The organism is Streptomyces sp. NPDC051909 (assembly GCF_040681095.1).
In the GTDB taxonomy this organism is placed as follows: Bacteria; Actinomycetota; Actinomycetes; order Streptomycetales; family Streptomycetaceae; genus Streptomyces.
The window spans coordinates 333,274-359,602 of record NZ_JBFAYA010000005.1; the positions used below are offsets into that span (position 1 = coordinate 333,274).

Annotated in this window: 25 protein-coding genes and 1 riboswitch; of the genes, 15 read left to right on the forward strand and 10 right to left on the reverse strand. The window is 72.3% G+C overall.

The genetic code is table 11. The features are described from left to right. Positions 1-142 precede the first annotated feature (142 nt). Positions 143-931 (reverse strand): methyltransferase, encoded by a 789-nt coding sequence (locus AB0M18_RS10970; RefSeq protein WP_365756529.1) that lies wholly within the window; start codon positions 929-931, stop codon positions 143-145. 66 nt (positions 932-997) lie between these two features. After that, positions 998-1,528, reverse strand: a complete 531-nt coding sequence (locus AB0M18_RS10975; protein WP_365756530.1) for an SAV_6107 family HEPN domain-containing protein — start codon at positions 1,526-1,528, stop codon at positions 998-1,000. Between the two features lie 150 nt (positions 1,529-1,678). Between AB0M18_RS10975 and AB0M18_RS10980 the strand changes: the two genes are divergently transcribed. The 5 genes from AB0M18_RS10980 (at position 1,679) to AB0M18_RS11000 (ending at position 7,699) form a co-directional block, all read left to right on the forward strand. After that, a complete protein-coding gene (locus tag AB0M18_RS10980) occupies positions 1,679-2,599 on the forward strand; it encodes an ATP-binding cassette domain-containing protein (protein WP_365756531.1) in 921 nt (306 codons plus the stop codon). Next, positions 2,586-4,673, forward strand: coding sequence for a YhgE/Pip domain-containing protein (locus AB0M18_RS10985; RefSeq protein WP_365756532.1), 2,088 nt, complete (start codon positions 2,586-2,588; stop codon positions 4,671-4,673). The genes AB0M18_RS10980 and AB0M18_RS10985 overlap by 14 nt, the downstream gene beginning before the upstream one ends. Positions 4,674-4,684: 11 nt before the next feature. Continuing rightward, positions 4,685-5,293, forward strand: coding sequence for a TetR/AcrR family transcriptional regulator (locus AB0M18_RS10990; protein WP_365756533.1), 609 nt, complete (start codon positions 4,685-4,687; stop codon positions 5,291-5,293). Positions 5,294-5,591: 298 nt separating this feature from the next. Continuing rightward, positions 5,592-6,230 (forward strand): DUF4126 domain-containing protein, encoded by a 639-nt coding sequence (locus tag AB0M18_RS10995; protein ID WP_365756534.1) that lies wholly within the window; start codon positions 5,592-5,594, stop codon positions 6,228-6,230. 41 nt (positions 6,231-6,271) lie between these two features. Then, the gene (locus tag AB0M18_RS11000) at positions 6,272-7,699 is read left to right on the forward strand and encodes an NAD(P)/FAD-dependent oxidoreductase (protein ID WP_365756535.1); all 1,428 of its coding nucleotides are present in this window, start codon (positions 6,272-6,274) and stop codon (positions 7,697-7,699) included. Between the two features lie 25 nt (positions 7,700-7,724). On the opposite strand, the gene AB0M18_RS11005 is transcribed toward AB0M18_RS11000, so the two are convergent. From AB0M18_RS11005 to AB0M18_RS11025, 5 genes are all read right to left on the reverse strand, one after another. After that, on the reverse strand, positions 7,725-8,525 hold the full coding sequence (locus AB0M18_RS11005; protein ID WP_365756536.1) for a hypothetical protein: 801 nt from the start codon (positions 8,523-8,525) through the stop codon (positions 7,725-7,727). Positions 8,526-8,576: 51 nt separating this feature from the next. Continuing rightward, positions 8,577-9,494, reverse strand: a complete 918-nt coding sequence (gene metF, locus AB0M18_RS11010; protein ID WP_365756537.1) for a methylenetetrahydrofolate reductase [NAD(P)H] — start codon at positions 9,492-9,494, stop codon at positions 8,577-8,579. A gap of 109 nt (positions 9,495-9,603) precedes the next feature. Next, positions 9,604-10,254 carry a thiamine phosphate synthase gene (thiE, locus tag AB0M18_RS11015; protein ID WP_365756538.1) on the reverse strand — a complete coding sequence of 217 codons (651 nt, stop codon included), beginning with the start codon at positions 10,252-10,254 and terminating at the stop codon, positions 9,604-9,606. Positions 10,255-10,368: 114 nt separating this feature from the next. Next, positions 10,369-10,743 (reverse strand): Rv2175c family DNA-binding protein, encoded by a 375-nt coding sequence (locus AB0M18_RS11020; protein ID WP_365756539.1) that lies wholly within the window; start codon positions 10,741-10,743, stop codon positions 10,369-10,371. A 43-nt stretch (positions 10,744-10,786) separates the two neighbouring features. Then, the gene (locus tag AB0M18_RS11025) at positions 10,787-12,025 is read right to left on the reverse strand and encodes an FAD-dependent oxidoreductase (protein ID WP_365756540.1); all 1,239 of its coding nucleotides are present in this window, start codon (positions 12,023-12,025) and stop codon (positions 10,787-10,789) included. A gap of 176 nt (positions 12,026-12,201) precedes the next feature. Then, positions 12,202-12,314, forward strand: a riboswitch (TPP riboswitch). On the opposite strand from AB0M18_RS11025, the gene thiO reads away from it, so the two are divergent. The 6 genes from thiO (at position 12,312) to AB0M18_RS11055 (ending at position 18,083) form a co-directional block, all read left to right on the forward strand. Next, complete coding sequence (gene thiO, locus AB0M18_RS11030) at positions 12,312-13,493, forward strand: glycine oxidase ThiO (protein ID WP_365756541.1); 1,182 nt, start codon at positions 12,312-12,314, stop codon at positions 13,491-13,493. It overlaps the preceding riboswitch by 3 nt. Beyond that, positions 13,490-13,690 carry a sulfur carrier protein ThiS gene (thiS, locus tag AB0M18_RS11035; protein ID WP_365756542.1) on the forward strand — a complete coding sequence of 67 codons (201 nt, stop codon included), beginning with the start codon at positions 13,490-13,492 and terminating at the stop codon, positions 13,688-13,690. The genes thiO and thiS overlap by 4 nt, the downstream gene beginning before the upstream one ends. A gap of 5 nt (positions 13,691-13,695) precedes the next feature. Then, positions 13,696-14,490 (forward strand): thiazole synthase, encoded by a 795-nt coding sequence (locus AB0M18_RS11040; RefSeq protein WP_365756543.1) that lies wholly within the window; start codon positions 13,696-13,698, stop codon positions 14,488-14,490. Between the two features lie 103 nt (positions 14,491-14,593). Further along, the gene (pknB, locus tag AB0M18_RS11045; protein ID WP_365756544.1) at positions 14,594-16,546 is read left to right on the forward strand and encodes a Stk1 family PASTA domain-containing Ser/Thr kinase; all 1,953 of its coding nucleotides are present in this window, start codon (positions 14,594-14,596) and stop codon (positions 16,544-16,546) included. A gap of 6 nt (positions 16,547-16,552) precedes the next feature. Then, positions 16,553-17,437, forward strand: a complete 885-nt coding sequence (locus tag AB0M18_RS11050; protein ID WP_365756545.1) for a deoxyribonuclease IV — start codon at positions 16,553-16,555, stop codon at positions 17,435-17,437. Between the two features lie 82 nt (positions 17,438-17,519). Beyond that, a complete protein-coding gene (locus AB0M18_RS11055) occupies positions 17,520-18,083 on the forward strand; it encodes a DUF4396 domain-containing protein (RefSeq protein WP_365756546.1) in 564 nt (187 codons plus the stop codon). A gap of 6 nt (positions 18,084-18,089) precedes the next feature. Here the strand turns inward: AB0M18_RS11055 and AB0M18_RS11060 are convergent, their stop codons facing one another. Continuing rightward, positions 18,090-18,740: a sulfite oxidase-like oxidoreductase gene (locus AB0M18_RS11060; protein ID WP_365756547.1), complete on the reverse strand. Its 651-nt coding sequence runs from the start codon at positions 18,738-18,740 to the stop codon at positions 18,090-18,092. 178 nt (positions 18,741-18,918) lie between these two features. Between AB0M18_RS11060 and bfr the strand changes: the two genes are divergently transcribed. Next, positions 18,919-19,395: a bacterioferritin gene (bfr, locus tag AB0M18_RS11065; protein WP_365756548.1), complete on the forward strand. Its 477-nt coding sequence runs from the start codon at positions 18,919-18,921 to the stop codon at positions 19,393-19,395. Between the two features lie 4 nt (positions 19,396-19,399). Here bfr and AB0M18_RS11070 read toward each other — a convergent pair whose 3' ends face one another. After that, positions 19,400-19,672, reverse strand: coding sequence for a (2Fe-2S)-binding protein (locus AB0M18_RS11070; RefSeq protein WP_365756549.1), 273 nt, complete (start codon positions 19,670-19,672; stop codon positions 19,400-19,402). Positions 19,673-19,810: 138 nt separating this feature from the next. Further along, positions 19,811-21,163 (reverse strand): class II 3-deoxy-7-phosphoheptulonate synthase, encoded by a 1,353-nt coding sequence (locus tag AB0M18_RS11075; protein ID WP_365756550.1) that lies wholly within the window; start codon positions 21,161-21,163, stop codon positions 19,811-19,813. A 169-nt stretch (positions 21,164-21,332) separates the two neighbouring features. On the opposite strand from AB0M18_RS11075, the gene AB0M18_RS11080 reads away from it, so the two are divergent. The 3 genes from AB0M18_RS11080 to AB0M18_RS11090 all read left to right on the forward strand — a co-directional run bounded on the left by AB0M18_RS11080 (position 21,333) and on the right by AB0M18_RS11090 (position 26,327). Then, entirely contained in the window at positions 21,333-24,170 is a 2,838-nt protein-coding gene (locus AB0M18_RS11080) for an N-acetylmuramoyl-L-alanine amidase (protein ID WP_365756551.1), read from the forward strand. A gap of 113 nt (positions 24,171-24,283) precedes the next feature. After that, positions 24,284-24,340: a trp operon leader peptide gene (locus AB0M18_RS11085; protein WP_101392327.1), complete on the forward strand. Its 57-nt coding sequence runs from the start codon at positions 24,284-24,286 to the stop codon at positions 24,338-24,340. 103 nt (positions 24,341-24,443) lie between these two features. Then, a complete protein-coding gene (locus AB0M18_RS11090) occupies positions 24,444-26,327 on the forward strand; it encodes an anthranilate synthase family protein (protein WP_365756552.1) in 1,884 nt (627 codons plus the stop codon). Positions 26,328-26,329 lie beyond the last annotated feature (2 nt).

The following is a 26,329-nucleotide window of genomic DNA, read 5'->3' on the forward strand; positions in this document are numbered from 1 at the left end:
GTGTCCCTCGATCATACGGGGACAAGTCCCCGTTCGGGCGGCCTGTGGCGTACTCCATCGGCGACTGCGCCGCTGCTCAGCGCGTACGGCGACGCCCGGGGGCGAGTCCCCCGGGGCACCGCCGTGCGGGTGTACCCGCCGGTCAGCCGCGCTTCTCGCCGAGAACGTGCAGCTGGGTCGCGATGGCGTGGAAGGAGGACAGCTCCGCCGCCGCGGCCTCCAGCCGGAGCAGGGCCTCGGCCGCGCCCGGCTCGGTGTCGACCAGGACGCCGGGGACCAGGTCGGCGAAGACCCGCACGCCGTGCACGGAGCCGACCTCCAGACCGGCGTCGGCGGCGAGGCCGGTGAGCTGCTCGGCGGTGAACCGGCGCGGCACCGGGTCGCCCACGCCCCAGCGCCCGTCCGGGTCGCCGAGCGCGTGCCGGGCCTCGGTGAAGTGGCCGGCGAGCGCCCGGGCCAGGACGGCGCCGCCGAGTCCGGCGGCGAGCAGGCTGAGGCTGCCGCCGGGGCGCAGCGCGGCGGTGGCGTTGCGGACGCCCTCGGCGGGGTCGTCCACGTACTCCAGGACGCCGTGGCAGAGCACGGTGTCGAAGCCCTCGCGCCCGACCACGTCGAAGAGGCCGCGGATGTCGCCCTGCACGCCGCTCACCCGGTCGGCGACGCCGGCCTCGGCGGCGCGCCGCTCCAGGGCGAAGAGCGCGTTGGGGCTGGGGTCGACGACGGTGACCCGGTGACCGAGGCGGGCCACCGGCACCGCGAAGTTGCCGGAGCCGCCGCCCGTGTCGAGGACATCGAGGCTGTCCTTCCCGGTGGCCTTGACCCGGCGCTCCAGGGCGTCTTTGAGGACGTCCCAGACGACGGCGGTACGCAGGGAGGCGCGCGACGGGCGCGAAGTCGCCTCTCGACCGGAGACGGGGGAAGGGTCCGACACGGTTGCTGACTCCTCGATGACTGGGACGAACATCCCCACCCTATGGCCTGGGACGGTCCACGCGGATCATCCGGCGGCCTCCTCCGCGCCCGGCTGGCGCGGCAGCACCGGCTGGAGCACGAGCATCCGCTCGACCAGGCGCAGGAACACGGCGGCGTCCCTGATCAGGTCGTCGGCGTCGCGGCGGGTGGCGGCTCCGGTGATGCCGGCCTCGGCACGGGCCCGCCGCTCGGCGCCGGCGGCGAACAGCGCGCTCCACTCCGTGAGCTCGGGCGCTATCTCGGGCAGCACCTCCCAGGCGCTGCGGATCCGCGCCCGCTTGCGGGGGTCGCGCTCGGGCCGGCCGCGGGCGGCGAGCACGGCGGCGGCCGTGCGCAGGGCGGCGAGGTGGGCGGTGGCGTACCGCTCGTGGGGCATGTCCAGCGCGGCGGCCTCGTCGAGTCCGGACCTGGCCTTGGCGAGCAGGTCGAGGGCGGCGGGCGGTGCCGAGGTGCGGCGCAGGACCGGGTGGATGTCGGACGCGGGTCCGAGCTGGGCGGGGGCGGAGCGGCGCGCGGTCTGGCGCCGGGGTGCGGCTGCGGCGGAGTGGCCGGCCATGACGAGCCTCCTGTCGTCGGGTGACGGCGCTGTGGCCGTATGTGTTCATCGTGCACGGCACCACTGACAATCCCGCTGACCTGGGCTTTTGCCAGTTCGCCAACTCGGCGGTAACTTTTTGCACTGACTGGTCAGTTCAAAAGAGGGGGGATGGTGGAAGCGAACCACGGCGCCGCCGTCGTCGCGGACGGATTCGGACTGAGGGGCCCGCGTGGCCGGGTGTTCCGGGGGATCGGCTTCGAGGCCGCCCCCGGCAGCCTGGTCGCCCTTGAGGGCCCCTCCGGCTCGGGCCGCACCTGCCTGTTGCTCGCGCTCACCGGCCGGATGAGGACCCACGAGGGCCACGCCGAGGTGGCCGGGCTGCGGCTGCCCCACAAGATGGCGGCCGTGCGCCGGATCAGCGCGCTCGGCCCCGTCCCCGGTGTCAGCGACCTCGACCCGGCCCTCACCGTCGTCGAGCACCTGCGCGAGCGGGCGCTGCTCCAGCGTCGTTTCGACGGCTCCCTCAAGGCCCTGCTGCGCCCGCCGGCCGAACGCCGCGCCGCCGCCCGGGACCGGATCGACGAGGCCCTGGCCGCCGCCGGACTCGACCTCGCGGCCCTGGCCAAGGGCGAGCGGACCTCGGTGCGGGACCTGGACCGCCTGGAGGCGCTGCGCCTGTCGACCGCGCTCGCCCTCATCGGCCGGCCCCGGCTGCTCGCCCTGGACGACACCGACCTCAAGCTCTCCGACGCCGAGCGCGCCGAGGCCTGGGCCCTGCTGCGCTCCGTCGCCGCGGCCGGCACCACCGTCCTCGCCGTGTGCAGCGAGGCCCCCGAGGACGCCCTGAGGGTCTCCACGACCGGCGCGGCCGGCGCCACCGCCCCGGCCAAGGACCCGGCCCCGGCCCCGGCCCCGGCAGCGAAGCCGGCCGAGACCGCGCCCGAGCCCGAGCACGAGGTCGAACCCGAGCCCGAGCGCAAGCCCGAGGCCGACACCGACGCCGAACCCGGCACCAAGAAGACCCAGAAGCCTCAGAGGACCGACGAGAACCAGAAGACCGAGAAGGGGGACGCCGATGCGCTCGCATAAGCTCGCCGCGCTCGAGCTCAAGCGGTTCGGCAGGGGGAAGCTCCCGGCGGCCGCCATGGTCGCGATCCTGCTGCTGCCACTGCTGTACGGCGCGCTGTACCTGTGCTCCTTCTGGGACCCGTACAGCAGGCTCGACAAGATCCCCGTCGCCCTGGTGAACGAGGACAAGGGCGCCACCACCGGCGGCCAGAAGATCACCGCCGGCGCCGACATCACCGAGAAGCTGCGCGAGAGCGCCACCTTCGAGTGGCACGAGGTCAGCGACGCCGAGGCCCGCAAGGGCGTCGAGGACGGGACGTACTACCTGTCCCTCACCATGCCGTCCGACTTCAGCGAGCGGATCGCGTCCAGCTCCGGCGACTCCCCGGAGACCGGCGCGCTGCGGGTGCGGACCAACGACGCCAACAACTACATCGTCGGCCAGATCTCCCGCACGGTCTTCTCCGAGGTGCGCACCGCCGCCTCCACGAAGTCCTCCCGGAGCTTCCTCGACAAGATCTTCATCTCCTTCTCCGACCTCCACGACGCCACCGAGGAGGCGGCCAAGGGCGCCGGCGACCTCAAGGACGGCGTCGACAAGGCGAAGGCCGGTTCCAAGAACCTGGCCGACGGCCTGAAGACCGCCAAGAAGGGCAGCGGCGACCTGGCCTCCGGCATCACCAAGCTGGACAAGGGCGCCAAGGACCTGGAGGCCGGCTCCCGCAAGGTGGCCGACGGCACCCAGCAGCTCGCCGACAAGGTGAACGGCACCGCCGACAAGGTCCGCCCCTACCTCGCGAACAACGGCAAGTCGATCCGCGACACCGCCCGCCTGGTCTCCGACTCGGCCACCGCCGTCCAGCACAACCTGGACGTGCTGGTGCGCCGGGCCCCGGGCGCCCGCGCCGCCGCCCACACGGCCGACGACGAGCTCTCCGCCTACTACCAGAAGAGCTGCGTCGCCGACCCGCTGCACGACCCCAAGGCCTGCGAGCTCCTCAAGAAGGCCTCGGTCTCCGCCGGTGACGTCGCGAAGATCGCCGACGACCTGCACGAGCTGACCAAGGACGGCAACGGCGACATCAAGACCCTCGACACCCGGCTGACGAAACTGAAGAAGGACGCCGACGAACTGGCCCGGCGCTCCCCGCACCTCGACGAGGACATCGAGGGTGCCATCAGGAAGATCAACGAGCTCAACAAGGGCGCCCACCAGGTCGCCGCGGGCGCCGACCGGCTGCACACCGGTCTGACCCAGGCCCGTACCGGCTCCAGCAGCCTCGACACCGGTGTCGGCAAGCTCAAGAAGGGCGCGGGCGAGCTGGACGGCGGCCTGTTCAAGCTGGCCGACGGCTCCGGCGAGCTGGCCACCGGGCTCAGCGACGGCGTGAAGCAGATCCCCGACTACGACAAGCAGGACCGGGACCGCCGCACCGAGGTGATGGCCGACCCGGTCAAGCTGGCCGCCCAGTCGATGCACAAGGCGCCCAACTACGGCACCGGCTTCGCCCCGTACTTCATCCCGCTCTCCCTCTGGGTCGGCGCGATGGTCGCGTACATGATCATCCAGCCGCTCAACCGGCGCGCGCTCGCCGCCGGCGCCTCCGCCTGGCGGATCGCGCTCGCGGGCTGGCTCCCGGTCGCCGCCATCGGCGTCCTCCAGGTGGGCGCGCTGATGTCGGTGCTGCACTGGGGCCTGGGCCTTGAGATGACCAGGGCCGCCGGCACCGTCGGCTTCCTCGTCCTGGTGACCTGCTGCTTCGCCGCCATCATCCAGTGGCTCAACGCCCGCTTCGGCGCGGCCGGCCGGATCCTGGTGCTCGCGGTGCTGATGCTCCAGCTGACCTCGGCGGGCGGCACCTACCCCGTCCAGACCAGCCCGGGCTTCTTCAACTGGATCCACCCGTACCTGCCGATGACGTACGTCGTCGAGGCGCTGCGCCGGCTCATCACCGGCGGCGGTACCGGACCGGTCTGGCAGGGCGTCGCCGTCCTCACCGCCTTCACGGCCGGCGCGCTCGCCCTGACCGCCCTCTCCGCCCGCAAGAAGCAGGTGTGGTCGCTGGACCGTCTCCACCCCGAACTGTCTCTGTGAGAATCGAGCCCATGGACAGCAGCAGCACCAGACGGCAGGCGACCCGCGCCAAGCTCTACGAGGCGGCCGTCACCCTCATCGCCGAGCAGGGCTTCTCGGCGACGACGGTCGACGAGATCGCCGAGCGGGCCGGCGTCGCCAAGGGCACGGTCTACTACAACTTCAAGAGCAAGACCGAGCTCTTCGAGGAGCTGCTGCGGCACGGTGTCTCGCTCCTCGCCGGCTCGCTGCGCGCGGCGGCCGAGGAGACCGCCGAGCGCGGCGGCAGCCGGATCGAGGCGCTGGACGCGATGATCCGGGCGGGTCTGGTCTTCATCGACCGCTACCCGGCCTTCACCCAGCTGTACGTGGCCGAGCTGTGGCGCACCGGACGGGCCTGGAACTCCACCCTCCTGGTGGTGCGTCAGGAGGCCGTCGCGGTGGTCGAGAACGTGCTGCGCGAGGGTGTGGCGGCCGGGGAGATCGACGGCGGTATCGATGTGCCGCTGACCGCCTCGGCACTGGTCGGGATGGTCCTGGTGGCCGCGCTCGACTGGCAGGCCTTCCAGAGGGAGCGGTCTCTGGACGACGTGCACTCCGCGCTCTCGCGGCTGCTGCACGGCCGCGTCAGCGGCTGCTGAACCGGCGGAACGGCGGCAGGACATACGAAGAGCGCAGGTCCGGCAAGGCTCGATCCCCCCGAGCCTCGCCGGACCTGCGCGTCTTTCCGTTCCCCCGTGTCTCCCCGCTCCCCCGTTTTCCCCGTTCCCCCGTACCGGCAGGCGCGCGGCCCCGTTCCGCCGCCCCGTGTCGGCGGTCCCGGAGCCGCGCCCCTTCCGTGCGCTCCACTCTCCCTTCCGCGCAGGTCACGGCCCATCCGCATCCCTACTCATCTCGACGTCTAGGTACGGATACTCAGGTCTGGTTACGATCGCGGGCGTGTCCGTACTCCCCCTGGTCTTCACGAGCGGCTGGGCGAGCGGGATCAACGCGTACGCGGTGGTCCTGCTGCTCGGCGTCTTCGGCGCCACCGGGCTCACCGACGAGGTGCCCGAGGCGCTGCAGCGACCCGACGTCATGATCGCCGCCGGCGTGCTCTTCCTGTGCGAGGCGGTGGCGGACAAGATCCCGTACGTCGACTCCGTGTGGGACTCCGTCCACACGGTGATCCGGCCGATCAGCGGAGCGGTGGTGGCCGCGCTGCTGGCCGGCCAGTCCGGTTCGCTGCCGGAGCTGGCGGCGGGCGCGGTCGGCGGTACGACGGCGCTGCTGAGCCACTTCGTCAAGGCCGGCACCCGGATGGCGATCAACACCTCGCCCGAGCCCGCCTCCAACATCGTGGTGTCCACGGCGGAGGATCTCGGCGTCGCCGCGCTCATCACCTTCGCCGTCTTCCATCCCGTCGCGGCGTCGGTGATCGCGGCCACGCTGCTCGCGCTCGGCCTGGTGATACTGGTCTTCCTCGCCCGGCGAATCCGTCGCTTCTGGCGGCGCAGGGCACAGCGCCGGGAGGAGAAGCGGCTCGCGGCGGCCGGGGTCCGGCCACCGGTGCCGATGGACGGTTCCGAGCACTTCTGACCGCCGGTCGAGGCGTCCGGCGGGGCGGATAGGGTCGCCCCATGGCAAGGATTGTGGTGATCGGCGCCGGTCTGGGCGCCATGGCGGCAGCCGCCCGGCTGGCCGTGGCGGGGCACCGGGTGACGGTGTACGAGAGCGGCGAGACGTACGGCGGCGGGGTCCGCCGGTTCTCGAAGGACGGCTTCGGTTTCGACACCGGCCCCGGTCTGCTGCACCTGCCCGCCGTCTACCGCGACCTGTTCGTGAAGACCGGCAAGCAGCCCCTGGAGGAGTGCGTGACGCTCACCCAGGTCGATCCGGCGAGCCGGCACGTCTTCGCCGACGGCACCCGCGTGGACCTGCCGAACGCCTCCCGGGCCGGCACCGTCGCCGCCCTGGACGCGGCGCTCGGCGCAGGCGCGGGCGAGCGCTGGGGGGACTTCCTGGTACGGGCCCGCGAGGCCTGGGACCGGACCCGCCGGCCACTCCTGGAGGAGCCGCAGCCGACCGATTCCCGCCTGCTGGACCGCGATCCCTACCCGGCCCTCAAGGCGGGCCTGCTGCGCCGTCCCACGACCACGCTCGCCCAGGTCGGCGCCCGTGAGCTGCGCGACCCGCGGCTCGCCGCGCTGCTCGACTCGTACGCCTGGAGCTACGGCTTCGACCCGGCCACCGCACCCGCCGCGGCGGCGGTGCTGCCGTACATGGAGCAGACCTTCGGCAGCTGGTACGTGGCCGGCGGCATGCGGGCGCTCGCGGACGCGGTGTACGAGCGGTGCGTGCAGCGGCGGGTGGAGTTCGTCTTCGACGCGCATGTCGTGGAGGTCCTGGAGAAGGACGGGCGGGCGTGCGGGGTCCGGCTCGACGGCGGGGAGGTCGTGGAGGCGGACCACGTGGTGTCGGGCGCGCCGGTGCCGGTGCTCTACCGGGACCAGATCGTCGGCCTGGGCCAGGAGGAGCTGGGCGCCCATCAGCCCCAGCTCACCGGGCGGGTGACGGTCTGTCTGGCCCTGCGGGGTGCCCGCGAGGCGGAGGCCGCGCACCGCACGGTGGTCCACGTCGGTGACCGGTACAGCGTGACCGTGCTGCGCCCCGACGATCCCGCGCTGCGCCCGGACGACGCCCATGAGTCGGTGACGGTGACGTCGACGGTGCACACGTCCGGTTCCGACGACTGGCAGGACCAGGCGGCATGGATGCTGGACGCGGCCGAACGCGCTGCCCCCGGTTTGCGCGAGCGGCTGCTCTGGCAGGAGGTCCGCACCCCGGACGACACCCTGCGCGAGACCGGGGTCGCCGAGGTTCCGGGCCCCGCGCTCGGCGGCGCGCGCGGCCACTACCTGCCGGCGGCCAACCTCTCCCCGCTCCCCGGCCTCTACCTCGTCGGCGGCTGGTCCCACCCCGGCGGCGGGCTCGCCCACGCCGGAATGTCGGGGGCCCTGGTGGCCGGGCTGATCGTGGAGGGCGCGGACTTCCGCGGCTCGCGCTAGCCCGGCGCCCGTCGCCCCCCCGGGGTCAGCGGTACTGCTGGTAGTCCCCGCCGTTGCCGTAGTAGCCCTGCTGGTCCTGGTACTGCTGGTCCTGCTCGGTGTCCCGCTGCTGCGGGACCCAGACGCCGCCGGGCGGGGTGTCGTAGGTGTACGAGGGGGCGTACGGGTCGGCGTACGGCTGCTGGTAGGCGCCTGCGTCGCCGTACTGCTGGCCGATGTACGGGTCGGAGTAGGCGGCGTACTGCTGCTGGTCGTACGAGGTGCCGTAGTCGTAGGCGGGCTGCTGCTGGTCGTAGCCGGCGGCCGCGTACGGGTCGGCGTACGGCTGCTGCTGGTCGTAGGAGGTGCCGTAGACGGCGTACTGGCCGGTGTCCTCGGGCATCGGCTGGGGCTCGTACAGAGGCGTGGACTGGTCGTCGGCGCGCTCGGTCGGCTGGTCGTAGCCCTCCGCGTAACCCTCCTCGTAGCCCTCCTCGTACACCTCGTCGTAGCTGAGGTCGGTGACCTCCAGGGTCGGGCCCGTCTTCTCGTCGGCCGCCTTGCCCGACCTGCGGCGGCGGCTCACGCCCGGGCTGCCGCCGAGGGCCCAGCCGGTGGAGAAGCCGCGCCGGAAGGAGAGGGTCACATAGGTCTGGCCGACGGCGAAGACGACCGCGCCGACGACGATGACGACCGTCGAGGGGACCAGGACACCGACCACGACACCGAGGAAGCCGGCGAAGGCGAGCAGCCGCCAGCGCAGCCTCGCCTTGTACTGCAGCAGCACCTCACCGAGAAGCCACAGCGCGACGACACCGAACGCGATGTAGAGGACCGTCCACCCCATGCCCGCCCCTCTCCTACGGCCTCCGCCGCGGGTCGGGGCGGCTGTGGCCGGTCACGACTGCTGGTGCAGTCCGAGATTCTCGTAGATCTCGAGCGTAGCCCTGGAGTTGTTCAGCGTGATGAAGTGCAGCCCGGGGACACCCTCGGACAGCAGCCGCGCGCAGAACTCCGTCGCGAACTCGATGCCCATGGAGCGTACAGCGGCCGGATCGTCCTTGACGGCGAGGATGCGGTCTTTCACGTTCCGGGGGAAGACGGCGTTGCTCAGCGTGGGCAGTCGTTCCAGTGTCTTCACGCTGACCACGGGCATGACCTCGGGGATGATCGGGGTCTCGCAGCCGGCCTTCTGCACGCTGTCGCGCAGCCGGAGGTAGGCCTCCGGGTCGAAGAACATCTGGGTGATCGCGTAGTCGGCACCGGCCCGGCACTTGTCGACGAAGTGGCGGACGTCGGTGTCCCAGTCCTCGGAACGCGGGTGCATCTCGGGGAAGGCGGCGACGCCCACGCAGAAGTCGCCGGACTCCTTGATCAGCCGGACGAGGTCGGCGGCGTAGTGCACGCCCTCGGGGTGGGCCACCCACTCGCCGAGCGGGTCGCCCGGCGGGTCGCCGCGCACGGCGAGCATGTTGCGGATGCCGGCGTCGGCGTACTGGCCGAGGACGTTGCGCAGCTCGGCGATCGAGTGGTCGACGGCGGTGAGGTGGGCGACCGGGGTGAGGGTGGTGTCGGAGGCGATCTTCTGGGTGGCCTTGACGGTGCCGCCGCGGGTGGTGCCGCCGGCACCGTAGGTCACGGACACGAAGCTGGGGGCGACCGCCTCGATCCGGCGCATGGCGTTCCAGAGGCTCTGCTCGCTCTTCTCGGTCCGGGGCGCGAAGAACTCGAAGGAGTACGAGGTGTCACCGGAGGCGAGGATGTCGCGGACCGTGCGTGCGCGGTCCGAGCGGACGGAAGCGGTACCAAGGGCCATACGGGCAGATTAGACGGAGTCCAGAGAAGCGGTGAAGCGCTGTCCGCGTTGTGGACACGTTTCCGGACATCCGGCGTGCGACGGCGCCGCCGCACGCCGTACCGACGGCTCAGCCGAGGCGCTCGCGGACCCGCTTGGCGAGGGCGGCCGCGGCGGCGGCCGGGTCCTCGGCCTCGGTGATCGCGCGGACCACGACGATACGGCGGGCGCCGGCGTCCAGGACCTCGTCCAGGTTGGTCTCGTCGATGCCGCCGATGGCGAACCAGGGCCGGTCCTGGGCGAGGCCGGCGGCGTGGCGCACCAGGCCGAGGCCCGGCGCGTACCGCCCGGGCTTGGTGGGGGTGGGCCAGCAGGGGCCGGTGCAGAAGTAGTCCACGCCCGGCTCGGCGGCGGCCGCGTCGACCTCGTCCTCGGCGTGGCAGGAGCGCCCGATCAGGACCTCCTCGCCGAGGATCGCGCGGGCGGCGGGCACGGGCAGGTCGCCCTGGCCGAGATGCAGCACGTCGGAGCCGATGGCATGGGCGACGTCGGCCCGGTCGTTGACGGCGAGGAGCTTGCCGTGCCGGCGGCAGGCCTCGGCGAACACGGCGAGGTGCTCCAGCTCCTCGCCGGCCTCCATGCCCTTGTCGCGGAGCTGCACGATGTCGACCCCGGAGGAGAGCACGGCGTCGAGGAAGTCGGGCAGGTCGCCCTGGCGCTTCCGGGCGTCCGTGCACAGGTAGAGGCGGGCGTCGGCGAGCTGCGCGCGAGGCGTGGACATGAGGTTCCCCCCGTCGGGTGGTGCCGGTGCCGGACCGGGCGGCCGATGGCGGCCGGCCGGTCCGGCACCGCTGGTGGTGTCTTCGGTGCGGGCGTGCGGGCGGACCCTAGCGGGTCACACCGCGAGCGCCTGGGCGCGGCGCTTCACCTCCGTGCCGCGGTTCTCGTTGAGCGCCTGCGCCGGGGTGCCGGGCAGGGAGGGGTCCGGGGTGAAGAGCCACTCCAGCATCTCTTCGTCCGTGAAGCCGTCGTCCCGCAGCAGCGTCAGCGTGCCGACGAGGCCCTTGACGACCTTGTCGCCCTGGATGAAGGCGGCCGGCACCTGGAGGATCTTCTCGCCGGGGCGCACTTCGCGGCGCACGGCGATGAGCTGGCCCTCCTTCACCAGCTGCCGCACGCGCGTCACCTCGACGTCGAGCTTCTCCGCGATGTCGGGGAGGTAGAGCCAGTCGGGGACGAGAGCATCGGTCTTTGCGTCAATCTCGGTCACGGGACAAGCCTGCCATCCCGGACTGACAGTCGGTAGTCGGGCCCTACCTGACTGCGGCCTTCAGGGGGACGGCGGGGTCGGCGGCCTTCGCGGGATCGACCGGGGTGCGCCGCTCGATCAGCCGGCGGCCCTGGGCGAGGTCGCGCGGCCGGCCGACGGCGAGCAGGGCGACCGGGGTCCCCTGGCGCAGCCACAGCACCGTCCAGCTCTCGTCGGCCGGGTCGCCGCGCCACAGGAGGGTGTCGGCGGCGCCGTGGTGCCCCGCGTACTGGACGAAGCGGCCGAACTGCTCGGACCAGAAGTACGGGACCGGGTCGTACGGCTCGGGCGCGGCGCCGAGGATGTCGGCGGCGACCGTGCGGGGGCCCTGGAGGGCGTTGTCCCAGTGGTGCACGAGGAGCCGTTCGCCGTAGCGGGCGGAGGGGAAGGAGGCGCAGTCGCCGACCGCGTACACGTCGGGCAGGGAGGTGCGCAGCCGGTCGTCGGCGGTGAGCGCGCCGCTGGGGTCGAGGGCGGCGCCGGAGCCGGCCAGCCAGTCGGTGGCGGGGCGGGCGCCGATGCCGACGACGACGGCGTCGGCGGGCAGCTCGGTGGTGGTGCCGTCGGGTCCGTCGAGGACGACGCGGCCCTCCTCGACCCGTCGCACGCGCGCGTGGAGCCGGAGTTCGGCGCCGCTCGCGGTGTACCAGGCGCCCATGGGGGCGGTGACCTCGGCGGGCAGGGCGCCGGCGAGGGGGCGGTCGGCGGCCTCGACGACGGTGACGGCGCAGCCGGCCTCGCGGGCGGCGGTGGCGAACTCGGCGCCGATCCAGCCGGCGCCGACGACGACGATGTCGTGGCGGCGTTCCAGGACGGGGCCGAGGCGGACGGCGTCGTCGAGGGTGCGCAGCAGGTGGACGCCGGGGACGCCCTCGGAGCCGGGCAGGGTGAGCGGGTTCGCGCCGGTGGCGACGACGAGGACGTCGTACGGCACGGGGCCGGTCTCGGTGTCGACCTCGTGGTCGGCGGGGCGCAGTCCGGTGACCTCGACGCCGAGCCGGAGGTCGATGTCGAGGGCGGTGAAGTCGACGTCGAAGGAGGAGCCTTCGGCCTTGCCGAGCAGGACGGCCTTGGACAGCGGGGGCCGGTCGTAGGGCTGGTGGGGTTCGGCGCCGATGAGGGTGACGGATCCGGTGAAGCCCTGTTCGCGCAGGGCGACGGCGGTCTGGACGCCCGCCATTCCGGCGCCCACGACCACGACGCGCCGCTCGTTCGGCTGCTGTGCCTGCTTCTGCTCGCTCACCCGACCACCATACGCATCTGACGGAGCGTCAGGAAGCGGGGGCCGGGTGGCCCTGTGGACCCGACGCGGGCACGGACTAGTCTGGCCGCCGTAGGGGCTGCCCGGCGGATCAGGGTCGGACAGGCCGAGGCGTCTGGCACGGCACCTCGGACCCGGCCGTGATCCGCCGGGCAGCCCCTGAACATCGCGGGAGCCCGGACGCACCGGGCTGAGAGGGAGGCTGGCCGGCCTCCGACCGTACGAACCTGATCCGGGTCATGCCGGCGAAGGGAGGGGCTGGACGCCCATGTCGCGTACAAGCAGCACAAGCAGCACAAGCAGCACATCCGACGTCCTCGTCATCGGGGGCGGCGTCATCGGCCTGGTCACCGCCTGGCGGGCCGCGCAGCACGGGCTGCGGGTCGCCGTGGCCGACCCGGATCCAGGCGGCGGCGCCGCCCGGGTGGCGGCCGGCATGCTCGCCGCCGTCACCGAGCTGCACTACGGCGAGGAGACCCTGCTCGGGCTCAACCTCGCCTCCGCCCGCCGTTATCCCGCGTTCGTCGCCGAGCTCGCCGAGGCCACCGGGCACGACGTCGGCTACCGCGCCTGCGGCACCCTCGCGGTCGCGCTCGACGCCGACGACCGGGCCCATCTGCGCGAGCTGCACGCCCTGCAGACCCGCTGCGGGCTCGCCTCCGAGTGGCTCAGCGGCCGCGACTGCCGCCGCCTGGAGCCCATGCTCGCCCCGGGCGTGCGCGGCGGGCTGCGGGTGGACGGCGACCACCAGGTCGACCCGCGCCGGCTCGCCGACGCCCTGGTCGTGGCCTGCGAGCGGGCCGGGGTGGTCTTCCACCGGACCCGCGCGGAGCGCCTGACGGTGGTACGGGACCGGGCCGCCGGCGCGGTCCTCGCGGACGGCACCGAGGTCGCCGCCGACCAGGTGGTCCTCGCCGCCGGCAGCCTGAGCGGACGGCTCGACGGCGTACCGGCGGACGCGCTGCCGCCCGTGCGGCCCGTGAAGGGCCAGGTGTTGCGGCTGCGGGTGCCCCCCGCGTACGCGCCCTTCCTGTCCCGTACCGTCCGCGCGGTGGTCCGCGGCAGCCACGTCTATCTCGTGCCGCGCGAGAACGGCGAGCTGGTGGTCGGCGCCACCAGCGAGGAGCTCGGCTGGGACACCACCGTCACCGCCGGCGGGGTGTACGAGCTGCTGCGCGACGCGCACGAGCTGGTCCCCGGCATCACCGAGCTGCCGCTCACCGAGACCCGCGCCGGGCTGCGCCCCGGCTCCCCCGACAACGCGCCGCTGCTCGGCCCCAGCGCCCTGCCCGGGCTCCAGCTGGCCACCGGCCACTACCGCAACGGGGTGCTGCTCACCCCCGTCACCGGCGACGTGATGGCCCGGGCCCTGACCACCGGCGCGCTGCCGGACGAGGCCGCCGCCTTCACCGCCCGCCGCTTCTCCCCCGTACACCTGGAGCACGCATGATCGTGTCCGTGAACGGAGAGCCGCGAGAGCTCTCCCCCGGCCTGGCGCTCGACGCCCTCGTCGCCGGCCTCACCACCGCGCACTCCGGCGTGGCCGCCGCCGTCAACGAGGCCGTGGTGCCGCGCAGCCAGTGGGCCGCGACGCCGCTCGCCGACGGCGACCGCGTCGAGGTCCTGACCGCGGTGCAGGGAGGCTGAGCGCGATGTCCGACGACGTCTTCACCCTCGGCGGCACCGACTTCTCCTCCCGCCTGATCATGGGCACCGGCGGGGCCCCCAGCCTCGACGTGCTCGAACGCTCCCTGGTCGCCAGCGGCACCGAACTCACCACCGTCGCCATGCGCCGCCTGGACCCGCAGGTGCAGGGCTCGGTCCTCTCCGTCCTGGACCGGCTCGGGATCCGGGTGCTGCCGAACACGGCAGGCTGCTTCACGGCCGGCGAGGCGGTGCTGACCGCGCGGCTCGCCCGCGAGGCGCTCGGCACCGACTGGATCAAGCTGGAGGTCATCGCCGACGAGCGGACCCTGCTGCCGGACGCCGTGGAGCTGCTCGACGCGGCGGAGACCCTGGTCGACGACGGCTTCACCGTCCTGCCGTACACCAACGACGACCCGGTCCTGGCCCGCAGGCTGGAGGACGTGGGCTGCGCCGCGATCATGCCGCTCGGCTCGCCCATCGGCTCAGGTCTCGGCATCCGCAACCCGCACAACTTCCAGCTGATCACCGAGCGGGCCGGGGTGCCGGTGATCCTCGACGCGGGCGCCGGCACCGCCTCCGACGCGGCGCTCGCGATGGAGCTGGGCTGCTCGGCGGTGATGCTCGCCTCGGCGGTCACCCGCGCCCAGGAGCCGGTCCTCATGGCCGCCGCCATGAAGCACGCCGTGGAGGCCGGCCGGCTCGCGCACCGGGCGGGGCGCATCCCGCGCCGCCACTTCGCCGAGGCCTCCTCGCCGCAGGAGGGCCGAGCCCGGCTCGATCCGGAGCGCCCCGCGTTCTGACGCCCCGGGTTCCGGCCGTGTCCCGGCGGGGGTGCGTCACAGGTGCGCTGCAGTCCGGGCCGTAGGGAAGGGGGACCAGGTCGCGGCTCGTAGACTCGTGGCCGTGGACACGACCCTTCAGGACCCCCTCGTCGGGCGGCTGCTCGACGGCCGCTACCGCGTCGACGCGCGCATCGCCGTCGGCGGGATGGCCACGGTCTACCGGGCCGTCGACACCCGGCTCGACCGGGAGCTCGCGCTCAAGGTGATGCACCCCGACCTCGCCACCGACGCCGCCTTCGTGGAGCGCTTCATGCGCGAGGCCAAGTCGGTGGCGAGGCTCGCCCACCCCAATGTCGTCGGGGTCTTCGACCAGGGCGCGGACGGCGCGTACGTCTATCTCGCGATGGAGTACGTGGCCGGCTGCACCCTGCGCGACGTGCTGCGTGAGCGCGGGGCGCTGCAGCCGCGCGCCGCCCTGGACGTCCTGGAGCCGGTGCTCGCCGCGCTCGGCGCCGCGCACCGGGCCGGGTTCGTGCACCGCGACATGAAGCCGGAGAACGTGCTCATAGGGGACGACGGCCGGGTGAAGGTCGCCGACTTCGGCCTGGTGCGCTCCGTGGGCACGGCCACCGACACCACCGGCGCCGTTCTCGGCACCGTGTCCTACCTGGCTCCGGAGCAGATCGAGCACGGCACCGCCGACACCCGCGCCGACGTGTACGCGTGCGGGGTCGTCCTGTACGAGATGCTGACCGGCGCCAGGCCGCACTCCGGGGACACCCCGGCTCAGGTGCTCTACCAGCACCTCAACACCGATGTGCCCGCGCCGTCCGCCGCCGTCCCCGGCCTCGCCGTTGAGCTGGACGAGCTGGTGGCGAGCGCCACCGCGCGCAACCCCGAGGTCCGCCCCCACGACGCGGTCGCGCTGCTCGCGCAGGCCCGCGAGGCGCGTGCCGGGCTCACCGAGGAGCAGCTCGACGCGGTGCCCCCGCAGGCCCGGCCGGCCGCCGAGAGCGGCGGCCCGGAGGACCGCACCAGCGTGATCCCCCGGATCCGGCCGCTGCCGGTGGAGCACATGCCGGTCGAGCAGATGCCGGTCGAGCACACCAGCCTGCTGCCGGCCCCCGAGCCGACGCCGACGACCCCGCCCGGCCGGAACGGCGGTCCGGGCCGACCGGCCCGCCGCCGGCCGCGCGGTCCGCTGCTCGTCGTCGCCGCCGTCCTGCTCGCCCTCGGCATCGGGACCGGCGTCTGGTACATCAACTCGGGCCAGTTCACCCGGGTCCCGGCGGTCCTCGGTCAGACCGAGGCACAGGCCACCAAGCGCCTGGCGGACGCGGGACTCGACGTGGGCACGACCAAGCGCGATTTCAGCGACGTGTACGAGCGCGGCACGGTCATGGCCGTCGACCCGGGGCCGGGCGAGCGGATCCGCGGCAACGGCGCGGTGATCCTGACGCTGTCCCGCGGCCCGCGCGTCGTGAAGGTCCCGAACCTGAAGGGCACCCCGCTCGCCGAGGCCAGGAAGGTGCTGGCCGAGGAGGGTCTTGCGCCGGGCGTCATCACGTACTCCTTCAGCGACTCCGTCGCCCAGGGCGCGGTGATCGGCTCCGACCCGGAGCCGGGGACCGAGCGCAGCCCCGACTCCGCGATCGCGCTCGACGTCAGCAAGGGCCGTCCGATCGACGTCCCGGACGTCAGCGGCGAAGCGGTCGCGGACGCCACCGCCGAGCTCCAGGAGGCCGGTCTGAAGGTGGTCGTCGCCCCGGAGCGGGTCAACTCCCCGGAGAGCGCCGGCACGGTCGCCGCGCAGTCCCTCGCCGAGGGCAGCCGGGCCGCGAAGGGCGACACGATCACCCTGACCGTCTCCAAGGGCCCGCGGATGGTCGAGGTCCCGGACGTCGTCGGCTCGAAGGTGGACGAGGCCAGGGCGGAGCTGGAGGACGCGGGCTTCGAGGTGAAGGTCGAGAAGGACTTCCCCTTCCTCGGCGACACCGTCGTGCGCCAGTCGGTCGAGGGCGGCGGCACGGCGGCCGAGGGCTCCACCGTCACCATCACGCTCAAGGGGCTGTAGACCACCATGGCCGAGACCGGACAGGACCCGACCCGCGGCCGCGACCGCAACCCCGTCGGCGGCCATGTGCCCGTGGCCGGCGGCCTGGCGAAGGTCGGGCTCGCCTACGCGCGGGAGCTGGGCGCCGAGACCGTGCAGGTCTTCGTGGCGAACCCGCGCGGCTGGGCCACCCCGGCCGGCAACCCGGAGCAGGACGAGCTGTTCCGCGCCGGGTGCGCAGAGGAGGGCCTGTCGGCCTGGGTGCACGCCCCGTATCTGATCAACTTCGGCTCGCACACCGAGGCCACCGTGGAGAGGTCGGTGGACTCGCTGCGGCACTCGCTGCGCCGGGCCCGGGCGATCGGCGCCCGCGGCGTGGTCGTGCACACCGGCTCGGCGACCGGCGGACGGCCGCGCGCGGAGGCCCTGGCGCAGGTGCGGGAGCGGATGCTGCCGCTGCTCGACGAGCTGACCCACGACGACGACCCGGACCTGCTCCTGGAGTCCACCGCCGGGCAGGGCTTCTCGCTGTGCTCGCGGACCTGGGACTTCGGCCCCTACTTCGACGCGCTCGACCGGCACCCCAAGCTGGGCGTGTGCCTGGACACCTGCCATGTCTTCGCCGCGGGGCACGACCTGGCGGGCCCGCACGGGGCCGCCCAGACCCTCGACCTGCTGGTGGAGACGGTCGGCGAGGGACGGCTGAAACTGATCCACGCCAACGACTCCAAGGACGTCGTCGGCGCGCACAAGGACCGGCACGCGAACATCGGCGCCGGCCACATCGGGCAGGAGGGCTTCCGCGCCCTGCTGCGGCATCCGGCCGCGGCCGGGGTTCCGCTGGTCATCGAGACGCCGGGCGGGACGCAGGGGCACCGGGCGGATGTGGAGCTGCTGAAGAAGCTGCGCTGAAAAACTCCATTGAGGAATACCCCAGGGGGGTATACGGTTCCCTGAGTACGGAGGAACCGCTACCCGAGCTTGGGGGCACCCAATGCAGCACGAAGCGCACATCCACCACGAGCACCACGAGACCCACCAGCACCAGGGCAACCACGAGCACCACCAGGCTCACGAGGGCCACCACGAGCACCAGCACCACCACGGTCACGACCTCGGCCCGGTGTCCTGGTCGATGGCCGCCCAGGCGACCCTGCACTGCCTCACCGGCTGTGCCATCGGCGAGGTGCTCGGCATGATCATCGGCACCGCGCTCGGCTGGGGCAACGTGCCGACCATGGTCCTGGCGATCGTCCTGGCGTTCTTCTTCGGCTACGCGCTCACCCTGCGCGGCATCCTGAAGGCCGGCGTCGACTTCAAGACCGCGTTCAAGGTCGCGCTCGCCGCCGACACGCTGTCCATCGCGGTCATGGAGATCATCGACAACAGCGTCATCGCACTGTGGCCCGGCGCCATGGACGCCCACCTGTCGGACGCGCTCTTCTGGATCGTCCTGGCGATCTCGCTCGGAGTCGCCTTCGTCCTCACGACCCCGGTCAACAAGTGGATGATCGGCCGCGGCAAGGGCCACGCCGTGGTCCACCAGTACCACCACTGACGCAGGTCACAGCTCAGGGCCGTCGCCCGGCTCCTCCTGGTACGAGTAGCGCTGCTCCGTCCACGGGTCACCGATGTTGTGGTACCCGCGCTCCTCCCAGAAGCCACGCCGGTCGGCGGCCATGTACTCCACGCCCCGGACCCACTTGGGGCCCTTCCACGCGTAGAGGTGGGGCACCACGAGCCGCAGCGGGAAGCCGTGCTCGGCGGTGAGCAGCTCGCCGTCCTTGTGGGTGGCGAAGATCGTGCGGTCCGAGGCGAAGTCGGCGAGCCGCATGTTGGCGCTGTAGCCGTACTCCGCCCACACCATCACATGCGTGACGTTCGGCGCGGGCGGCGCCAGTTCCAGGAGCGTACGGGCGAGCACCCCGCCCCACTCGGCGCCGATCATGCTGAACTTGGTCACGCAGTGCAGATCGGCCACGACCGTGGCGAACGGCAGCGCCGAGAACTCCTCGTGGTTCCAGCAGCGCTTGTCGCCGTCGGCGGTCGCCCCGAAGACCCGGAACTCCCAGCGCTCCGGCTTGAAGCGCGGCACGGGGCCGTAGTGGGTCACCGGCCAGCCGCGCTGGAGCCGCTGCCCCGGCGGAAGCTCCGACGGCACCGCCACTCCTGATTCCCGGCGTGCTCCGCCCTCCGCCTGACCCATGTCATCCATGGTGACAGACCGCAAGGGGTGGTCATGACCAGCCATGCGCCGACATCCCGTGGACATTCCGGCCTTTGGGACAACTGTCGGTAAGCCTGCACTTACTGGACTCCACCCTGGCGCGCTGCAAGGATGCGGCCATCCTGCCCAGTGGCGGCACCGACATGCGTGGAAGGATCCTGAAGCGATGCAGGGCGACCCCGAGGTCCTCGAGTTCCTCAACGAGCAGCTGACCGGCGAGCTGACCGCGATCAACCAGTACTGGCTGCACTACCGCATCCAGGACAACAAGGGCTGGACCAAGCTCGCGAAGCACACCCGCGAGGAGTCCATCGAGGAGATGAAGCACGCGGACACGCTGACCGAGCGCATCCTCATGCTGGACGGCCTGCCCAACTACCAGCGCCTGTTCCACGTGCGGGTGGGCCAGACGGTCAAGGAGATGTTCGAGGCCGACCGCCAGATCGAGGTGGAGGCGATCGACCGGCTGCGGCGCGGGATCGAGGTCATGCGGGGCAAGGGTGATGTCACCTCGGCCAACATCTTCGAGGAGATCCTGGCGGACGAGGAGGAGCACATCGACTACATCGACACACAGCTGGAGCTGATCGAGCAGCTGGGCGAGGCGCTGTACTGCTCGACGCTGATCGAGCAGCCGAGCTAGGGCGCTAGGCGGCTTCCGACAGCCCGGCCGTCTCGGCGCTCTCGGCGATCTCCGTGACCTCGGCCGTCAGGGCCGGCATGCCCTGGTCCAGGAGCTCGCGGCGGGGGCAGCTGCCGCGTCCGAGAATGGCCTGAATACGTCGTACACACGAGCCGCAGTCGGTGCCCGCCTTGCAAGCCGAGGCGATCTGGCGGGGCGTGCAGGCACCGCTCTCCGCGTGCTCCTTGACCTGCTTCTCCGTGACTGCGAAGCATGAGCAGACGTACACGCGGTTCACCTCCCGCCATTGATCGATAAGGCTAACCTAACCTTACCCGGCGGGCGGGTGACGCAAAAGCCCTTCCTACGACGATGGGGCGCGGATCACAAGGATCCGCGCCCCACTGTCGTAGGTACCTACGTACTGATCGCGCCGTTACTGGTCGCGGTACATCTCGGCCACCAGGAAGGCCAGGTCGAGCGACTGGCTGCGGTTGAGCCGCGGGTCGCAGGCCGTCTCGTAGCGCTGGTGCAGGTCGTCGACGAAGATCTCGTCGCCGCCGCCCACGCACTCGGTGACGTCGTCACCGGTGAGCTCGACGTGGATGCCGCCCGGGTGGGTGCCCAGCGCCTTGTGGACCTCGAAGAAGCCCTTGACCTCGTCGAGCACGTCGTCGAAGCGGCGCGTCTTGTGGCCGGAGGCCGCCTCGAAGGTGTTGCCGTGCATCGGGTCGGTCACCCAGGCGACCGTCGCGCCCGAGGCGGTGACCTTCTCGACCAGCTCGGGGAGCTTGTCCCGGACCTTGTCGGCGCCCATGCGGACGATGAAGGTCAGCCGGCCCGGCTCGCGGTCCGGGTCCAGGCGCTCGATGTAGGTGAGCGCCTCCTCCGGGGTGGTCGTCGGGCCCAGCTTGATGCCGATCGGGTTGGCGATCCGCGAGGCGAACTCGATGTGCGCGTGGTCCAGCTGGCGGGTGCGCTCACCGATCCACACCATGTGGCCGGAGGTGTCGTACAGCTTGCCGGTGCGCGAGTCGGTACGGGTCAGCGCGCCCTCGTAGTCGAGGAGCAGCGCCTCGTGCGAGGCGTAGAACTCCACCGCGCGGAACTCGGCCGGGTCGGTGCCGCAGGCCTTCATGAAGTTCAGCGCGTTGTCGATCTCGCGCGCCAGCTGCTCGTAGCGCTGGCCCGACGGGGAGGACTTCACGAAGTCCTGGTTCCAGGCGTGCACCTGGCGCAGGTCGGCGTAGCCACCGGTGGTGAAGGCGCGGACCAGGTTCAGCGTCGAGGCGGAGGCGTGGTACATCCGCTTCAGGCGCTCGGGGTCCGGGACGCGGGCCTTCTCGTTGAAGTCGAAGCCGTTGACGGAGTCGCCGCGGTAGGTCGGCAGGGTCACGCCGTCGCGGGTCTCGGTCCCCTTCGAGCGGGGCTTGGAGTACTGGCCCGCGATGCGGCCGACCTTCACCACGGGCACGGAGGCCGCGTAGGTCAGGACGGCGCTCATCTGGAGCAGCGTCTTCAGCTTGGCCCGGATGTGGTCGGCGGACACGGCGTCGAAGGCCTCGGCGCAGTCGCCGCCCTGGAGCAGGAACGCCTCGCCACGGGCGACGGCTCCCATCCGGGCGCGCAGCTGGTCGCACTCGCCGGCGAAGACGAGCGGAGGATACGACTCGAGGTCCGCGATCACATCGCGCAGAGCCTCGGCATCCGGGTACTCGGGCTGCTGCGCCGCGGGCAGGTCTCGCCAGGTCGCCTGGGCGACGGCGTGGGTATCAGCGTTCACGGTCACAACCACCACATTACGGGGTCGGGCGACCCGTCCAGCGCAGCGACCAGTTACTGAGACGGTGATCGAAACGCGGGTCGGTGGTTTTCCCCCGACGGAGGGGTGTTAACCTCACGCGCTCTCGAGCGTTTGACGAATGACGAAGAGACGATCCAATTCCACAGGGGTGGGCGTGAGGCAAGGGCACCGCAGGGACCGGAAGAAGAGACGCCTGCTGTACGGCGCGGCGGCGGCCGTCGTCGCCACCGCGACGATCGGCACCATCGCCGTGGCATCGCCCGGCATCCTGGGCGCCTCGGACGACAAGAGTGGCACGAAGGCGTCGCTGCAGTCGCAGTTCGCGGCGGCGGCCGAGGAGTTCGACGTTCCGCAGAGCGTGCTGATGGCGGTGTCGTACCGGCAGACGCGCTGGGAGTCCCACGACGGCGAGCCGAGCACGACCGGCGCGTACAACGTCATGGGGTTGACGGACGTCGACCCGGAGGACATCGAGTCGGAGGCCGACGAGCACCGCCTGGAACACATGAACCGGAGCGGCGACCCGAACGTCGAGAAGCACTTCGACGCGGAGAAGGCGCTGCGCACCACGCCGAAGGAGACCGTCGACACCGACGACCCCCGGCTGCACACCCTGGACAAGGCCGCCGAGCTGGTCGACGGCTCCGCCGAGTCCCTGAAGGACGACACCGCGCAGAGCATCCGGGCCGGCGCGGCGCTGCTCGCCGAGTACCAGAAGCAGGCGACCCAGGAGTCCGGTGACCTGCCGGACGAGGCCGGTGCCTGGTACCCGGCCGTGGCGCGCTACAGCCAGGCGCCGGACAAGAAGGGCGCCACCCTCTTCGCGAAGCGCGTCTTCGAGTCGATCAGGACGGGCGAGCGGGAGCTCACCGCGGACGGGGAGCAGGTCGTCCTGCCCGCCGACCCCTCGGTCGAGCCCGTGCAGCCGTCGAACGTCCCGCTCGCCGCGACCTTCGCGGCCACGACCGCGACGGCCGACTGCCCCGCGGGCCTGAGCTGCAACTTCGTTCCGGCCGGCTTCCGGCAGAACAGCACGACCGACCCCACGGACTACGGCAACTACAACGTCGCCAACCGCCCCGAGGCCGGCTACGACATCCGTTACATCGCCATCCACGACACCGAGGGCGGCTACGACGGCTCGCTCGCCGTCTTCAAGAACCCGGCGTCGTACGCGAGTGCGCACTACCTGATCCGCGCCTCGGACGGTCTGGTCACCCAGATGGTCGAGAACAAGAACGAGGCCTGGCACGCGGGCAACAAGACCCTCAACATGCACTCGATCGGCATCGAGCACGAGGGCTACGCCATCAAGGCCGGCGCCTGGTACACCGAGCCGCAGTACGAGTCCTCCGCCGCGCTCGTGAAGTACCTGGCGACCAAGTACTCCATCCCGCTGGACCGCCAGCACATCATCGGCCACGACGAGATCCCCGGCGTGCTCGACGACAAGGTCCGCTCCCAGCACTGGGACCCGGGCCCGTACTGGGACTGGAACCACTACATGTCCCTGCTCGGCAGGCCGACGGGGGTCAGCGGCGCGGGCGGGCTGCTCCAGGCGGGCCAGATCGTCCGCTACGTCCCGCCGTTCACGACGGACAACCAGCCGAAGCTGACGTACGGCGGCGCGACGGTCACCCCGCGGCCGTCGAACTTCAACTACCTCTACACCTCGCCGTCGACGTCCGCGACGACGCTGTCCGACGCCTACCTGGGAACCCAGACGGCCACCGACGGTCCCAACTGGGCGAACAAGCTCGTCGCGGGCGGCGAGTACGTGGTCGCGGAGAGCCGGTACGACTGGACGGCGATCTGGTACGGCGGCCAGAAGGCCTGGTTCTTCAACCCCGGTGGCCAGTGGACCGTCCCGGTCGCCACGGGCACCAGGACGGCGGTGACGCCGAAGGCCGGCCTGACCTCCGTCAAGGTCTACGGCCGCGCCTACCCCGAGGACGCCGCCTACACCGGGACGAACGTGCCGGTCCAGACGCGCGGCCAGGAGTCGCTGACGAAGTACAGCCTGACCGCGGGCCAGAAGTACGTCCAGGGCGGCGCCGCCGTCGCCGGTGACTACTACTACGGCGGCACGTTCGACGGAACGGGTCCCGGCTCACGCACCCTCGTCAAGGGCACGACGAACCAGTTCGTCCCGATCCGGTTCAACCACCGCATCGCGTGGGTGAAGGCGTCCGACGTGGACGTCGTCTCCGGCGCCGCCCCCGTGTCCGGCACCAACCGCTACAACCTCATCGCCCGCGACAGCTCCGGTGTCCTCTGGCAGTACCAGGGCACCGGCGACGCCAACTGGCAGTTCCTGCGGCGCTACCGCATGGGCACGGGCTGGCAGGTCTACAACCTGGTCACGCCGCTGTCCGCACTGCGTGCCGACGGCACCGGCGACGTGGTGGGCCGCGACAAGGACGGGGTGCTCTGGTACCACCAGGGCAGCGGCAACCCGAACGCCGCGTTCAAGACACGACTCAAGGTCAGCTCCGGCTGGGGTCGTTTCGACAAGATCGCCGGGGTCCGCGACCTCACCGGTGACGGCAGGGCCGACCTCCTCGTCCGCGAGCCGAACGGCGCGCTGTACCTCTCCCAGGGCACCGGGAACCCGGCCGCCGCGTTCACCACCCCCGTCCGCATCGGCACCGGCTGGCAGGGCTACACCGCCATCATCGGCGCCGGCGACCTCACCGGTGACGGCAAGGCCGACATCCTCGGCCGCGACGGCTCCGGCGTCCTGTGGATGCACCGGGGCACCGGCAACGCCGCGGCGCCGTACACCGCCCGGGTCAAGGTCGGCACCGGCTGGAACATGCACAACATCATCCTCGGACCGAGCGACCTGAACCGTGACGGCAAGGTCGACATCCTGGGCCGGGACACCACCGGCGTCATGTACCTGTACCTGGGTACGGGCAACGCCACGTCCCCGATCGGCACGCGCATCCGCGTGGGCCCGGGCTGGGGAAGCTACAACATGATCTTCTGATCCGACCGGATCGGAGGATCGCGTGAAGTCGATCGGGTGAACGGGGCCCGGCCCGTACCGTCCACGGTGCGGACCGGGCCCCGTCTCCGTGCCGACTGGGCTACAGTGCTCGCATGTTCGCGCACTCGAACCAGAACTGGTGGTGGACCGCTCATCCGGCGGCCCACTGACTGCGCGTACACCCAGACCGACGCGAAGGCCGCCCGAGGGGCGGCCTTTCTCGTACCCGCGAGGCCGTTCCTCTCCGACTCCCACGGAAGGAACAACCCGCCCATGGACACCGCTCCCACGGTCCTCTCCCGTCTCCTCGACGACTCCTGCCCGCCCTTCGCGCTGCTGCGCCGGCGCACCCCGGGCCGGGACCACGACACCGTCGAGGTGCTGATCGGCCAGGTGCACGAGGCCGAGCGGCTCGCCGACCTGCCGGTGGGCGAGCGGCCGACGCTCGCGCTCGTGCCGTTCCGGCAGATCCGCGAGCGCGGCTTCGAGGTGCGCGACGACGGCACCCCGCTGTCCGTGCTCGTCGCCGACGAGGCGTACGAGCTGCCGCTCGCCGAGGCCCTCGACCGGCTCCCGGCCCATGACGTGCGGGTCGAGGGCGGCGGCTTCGACGTCTCCGACGAGGAGTACGGGCGGATCGTGCGCCGGGTGATCGACGAGGAGATCGGGGCCGGCGAGGGCGCCAACTTCGTCATCCGCCGCACCTTCACCGGCGCGATCCCCGGCTTCGGGCGGGCCGACGCACTCGCCCTGTTCCGGCGGCTGCTCGCGGGCGAGCGGGGCGCGTACTGGACCTTCGTCGTGCACACCGGGGAGCGCACGCTGGTCGGCGCCAGCCCCGAGGTGCACGTCCGGATGTCCGGCGGCACCGTCGTCATGAACCCGATCAGCGGCACCTACCGCTACCCGGCGGGCACCGCGCCGACCCCCGAGGACCTGCTCGCGTTCCTGGCCGACCGCAAGGAGACCGAGGAGCTGTCGATGGTGGTCGACGAGGAGCTCAAGATGATGTGCACGGTCGGCGACCGGGGCGGGGTGGTGATCGGACCGCGTCTGAAGGAGATGGCGCACCTCGCCCACACCGAGTACGAGCTGCGCGGGCGCTCCTCGCTCGACGTGCGCGAGGTGCTGCGCGAGACGATGTTCGCGGCGACCGTCACCGGCTCCCCGCTGCAGAACGCCTGCCGGGTCATCGAGCGGCACGAGGTCGGCGGGCGCGGCTACTACGCGGGTGCGCTCGCCCTGCTCGGCACCGACGAGAACGGGGCGCAGACCCTGGACTCCCCCATCCTGATCCGTACCGCCGACATCGACACGGAAGGCACCCTGCGGGTCCCCGTCGGCGCCACGCTCGTCCGGCACTCCGACCCGGCGGGCGAGGTCGCCGAGACCCACGCGAAGGCGGCGGGCGTGCTGGCGGCCCTGGGAGTACGGGAGGGGCGGCCGCGCGAGGAGAGCGCGGCGCCGGCCCGGCTCGCCGAGGACCCGCGGGTGCGGGCGGCGCTCGACGCGCGGCGGGCCGACCTGGCGCCGTTCTGGCTGAAGATGCAGGTCCGGTCCGCGGAGCTGTCCGGCCACGCCCTGGTGATCGACGCCGAGGACACCTTCACCGCGATGCTCGCGCACCTGCTGCGCTCCTCGGGCCTGGAGGTCTCGGTGCTGCGCTACGACGAGCCGGGCCTGCGCGAGCTCGCCCTCGCCCACGAGGGCCCGGTCGTCCTGGGTCCCGGCCCCGGCGACCCTCAGGACGCGGCCGATCCGAAGATGCGCTTCCTGCGCGGGCTGACCGCCGAACTGCTGCGGGAGCACCGGCACGGCGTGCTCGGCGTGTGCCTGGGCCATGAGCTGATCGCGGCGGAACTGGGCCTGGAGATCGTGCGGAAGCGGACCCCGTTCCAGGGCGCGCAGGTGCGGATCGACCTGTTCGGGCAGGAGCAGACGGTCGGCTTCTACAACAGCTTCACGGCGCGCTGCGACGACCGGACGGCCACCGAACTGGCCCTGCACCGGATCGAGGTGAGCCGGGACACCGCGTCGGACGAGGTGCACGCGCTGCGCGGTCCGGGGTTCGCGGGAGTTCAGTTCCACCCGGAGTCGGTCCTGACGATGGACGGTGCGGCGGTGACCGCCTCGCTCCTGGCGGGCGTGCTCGTCTGACG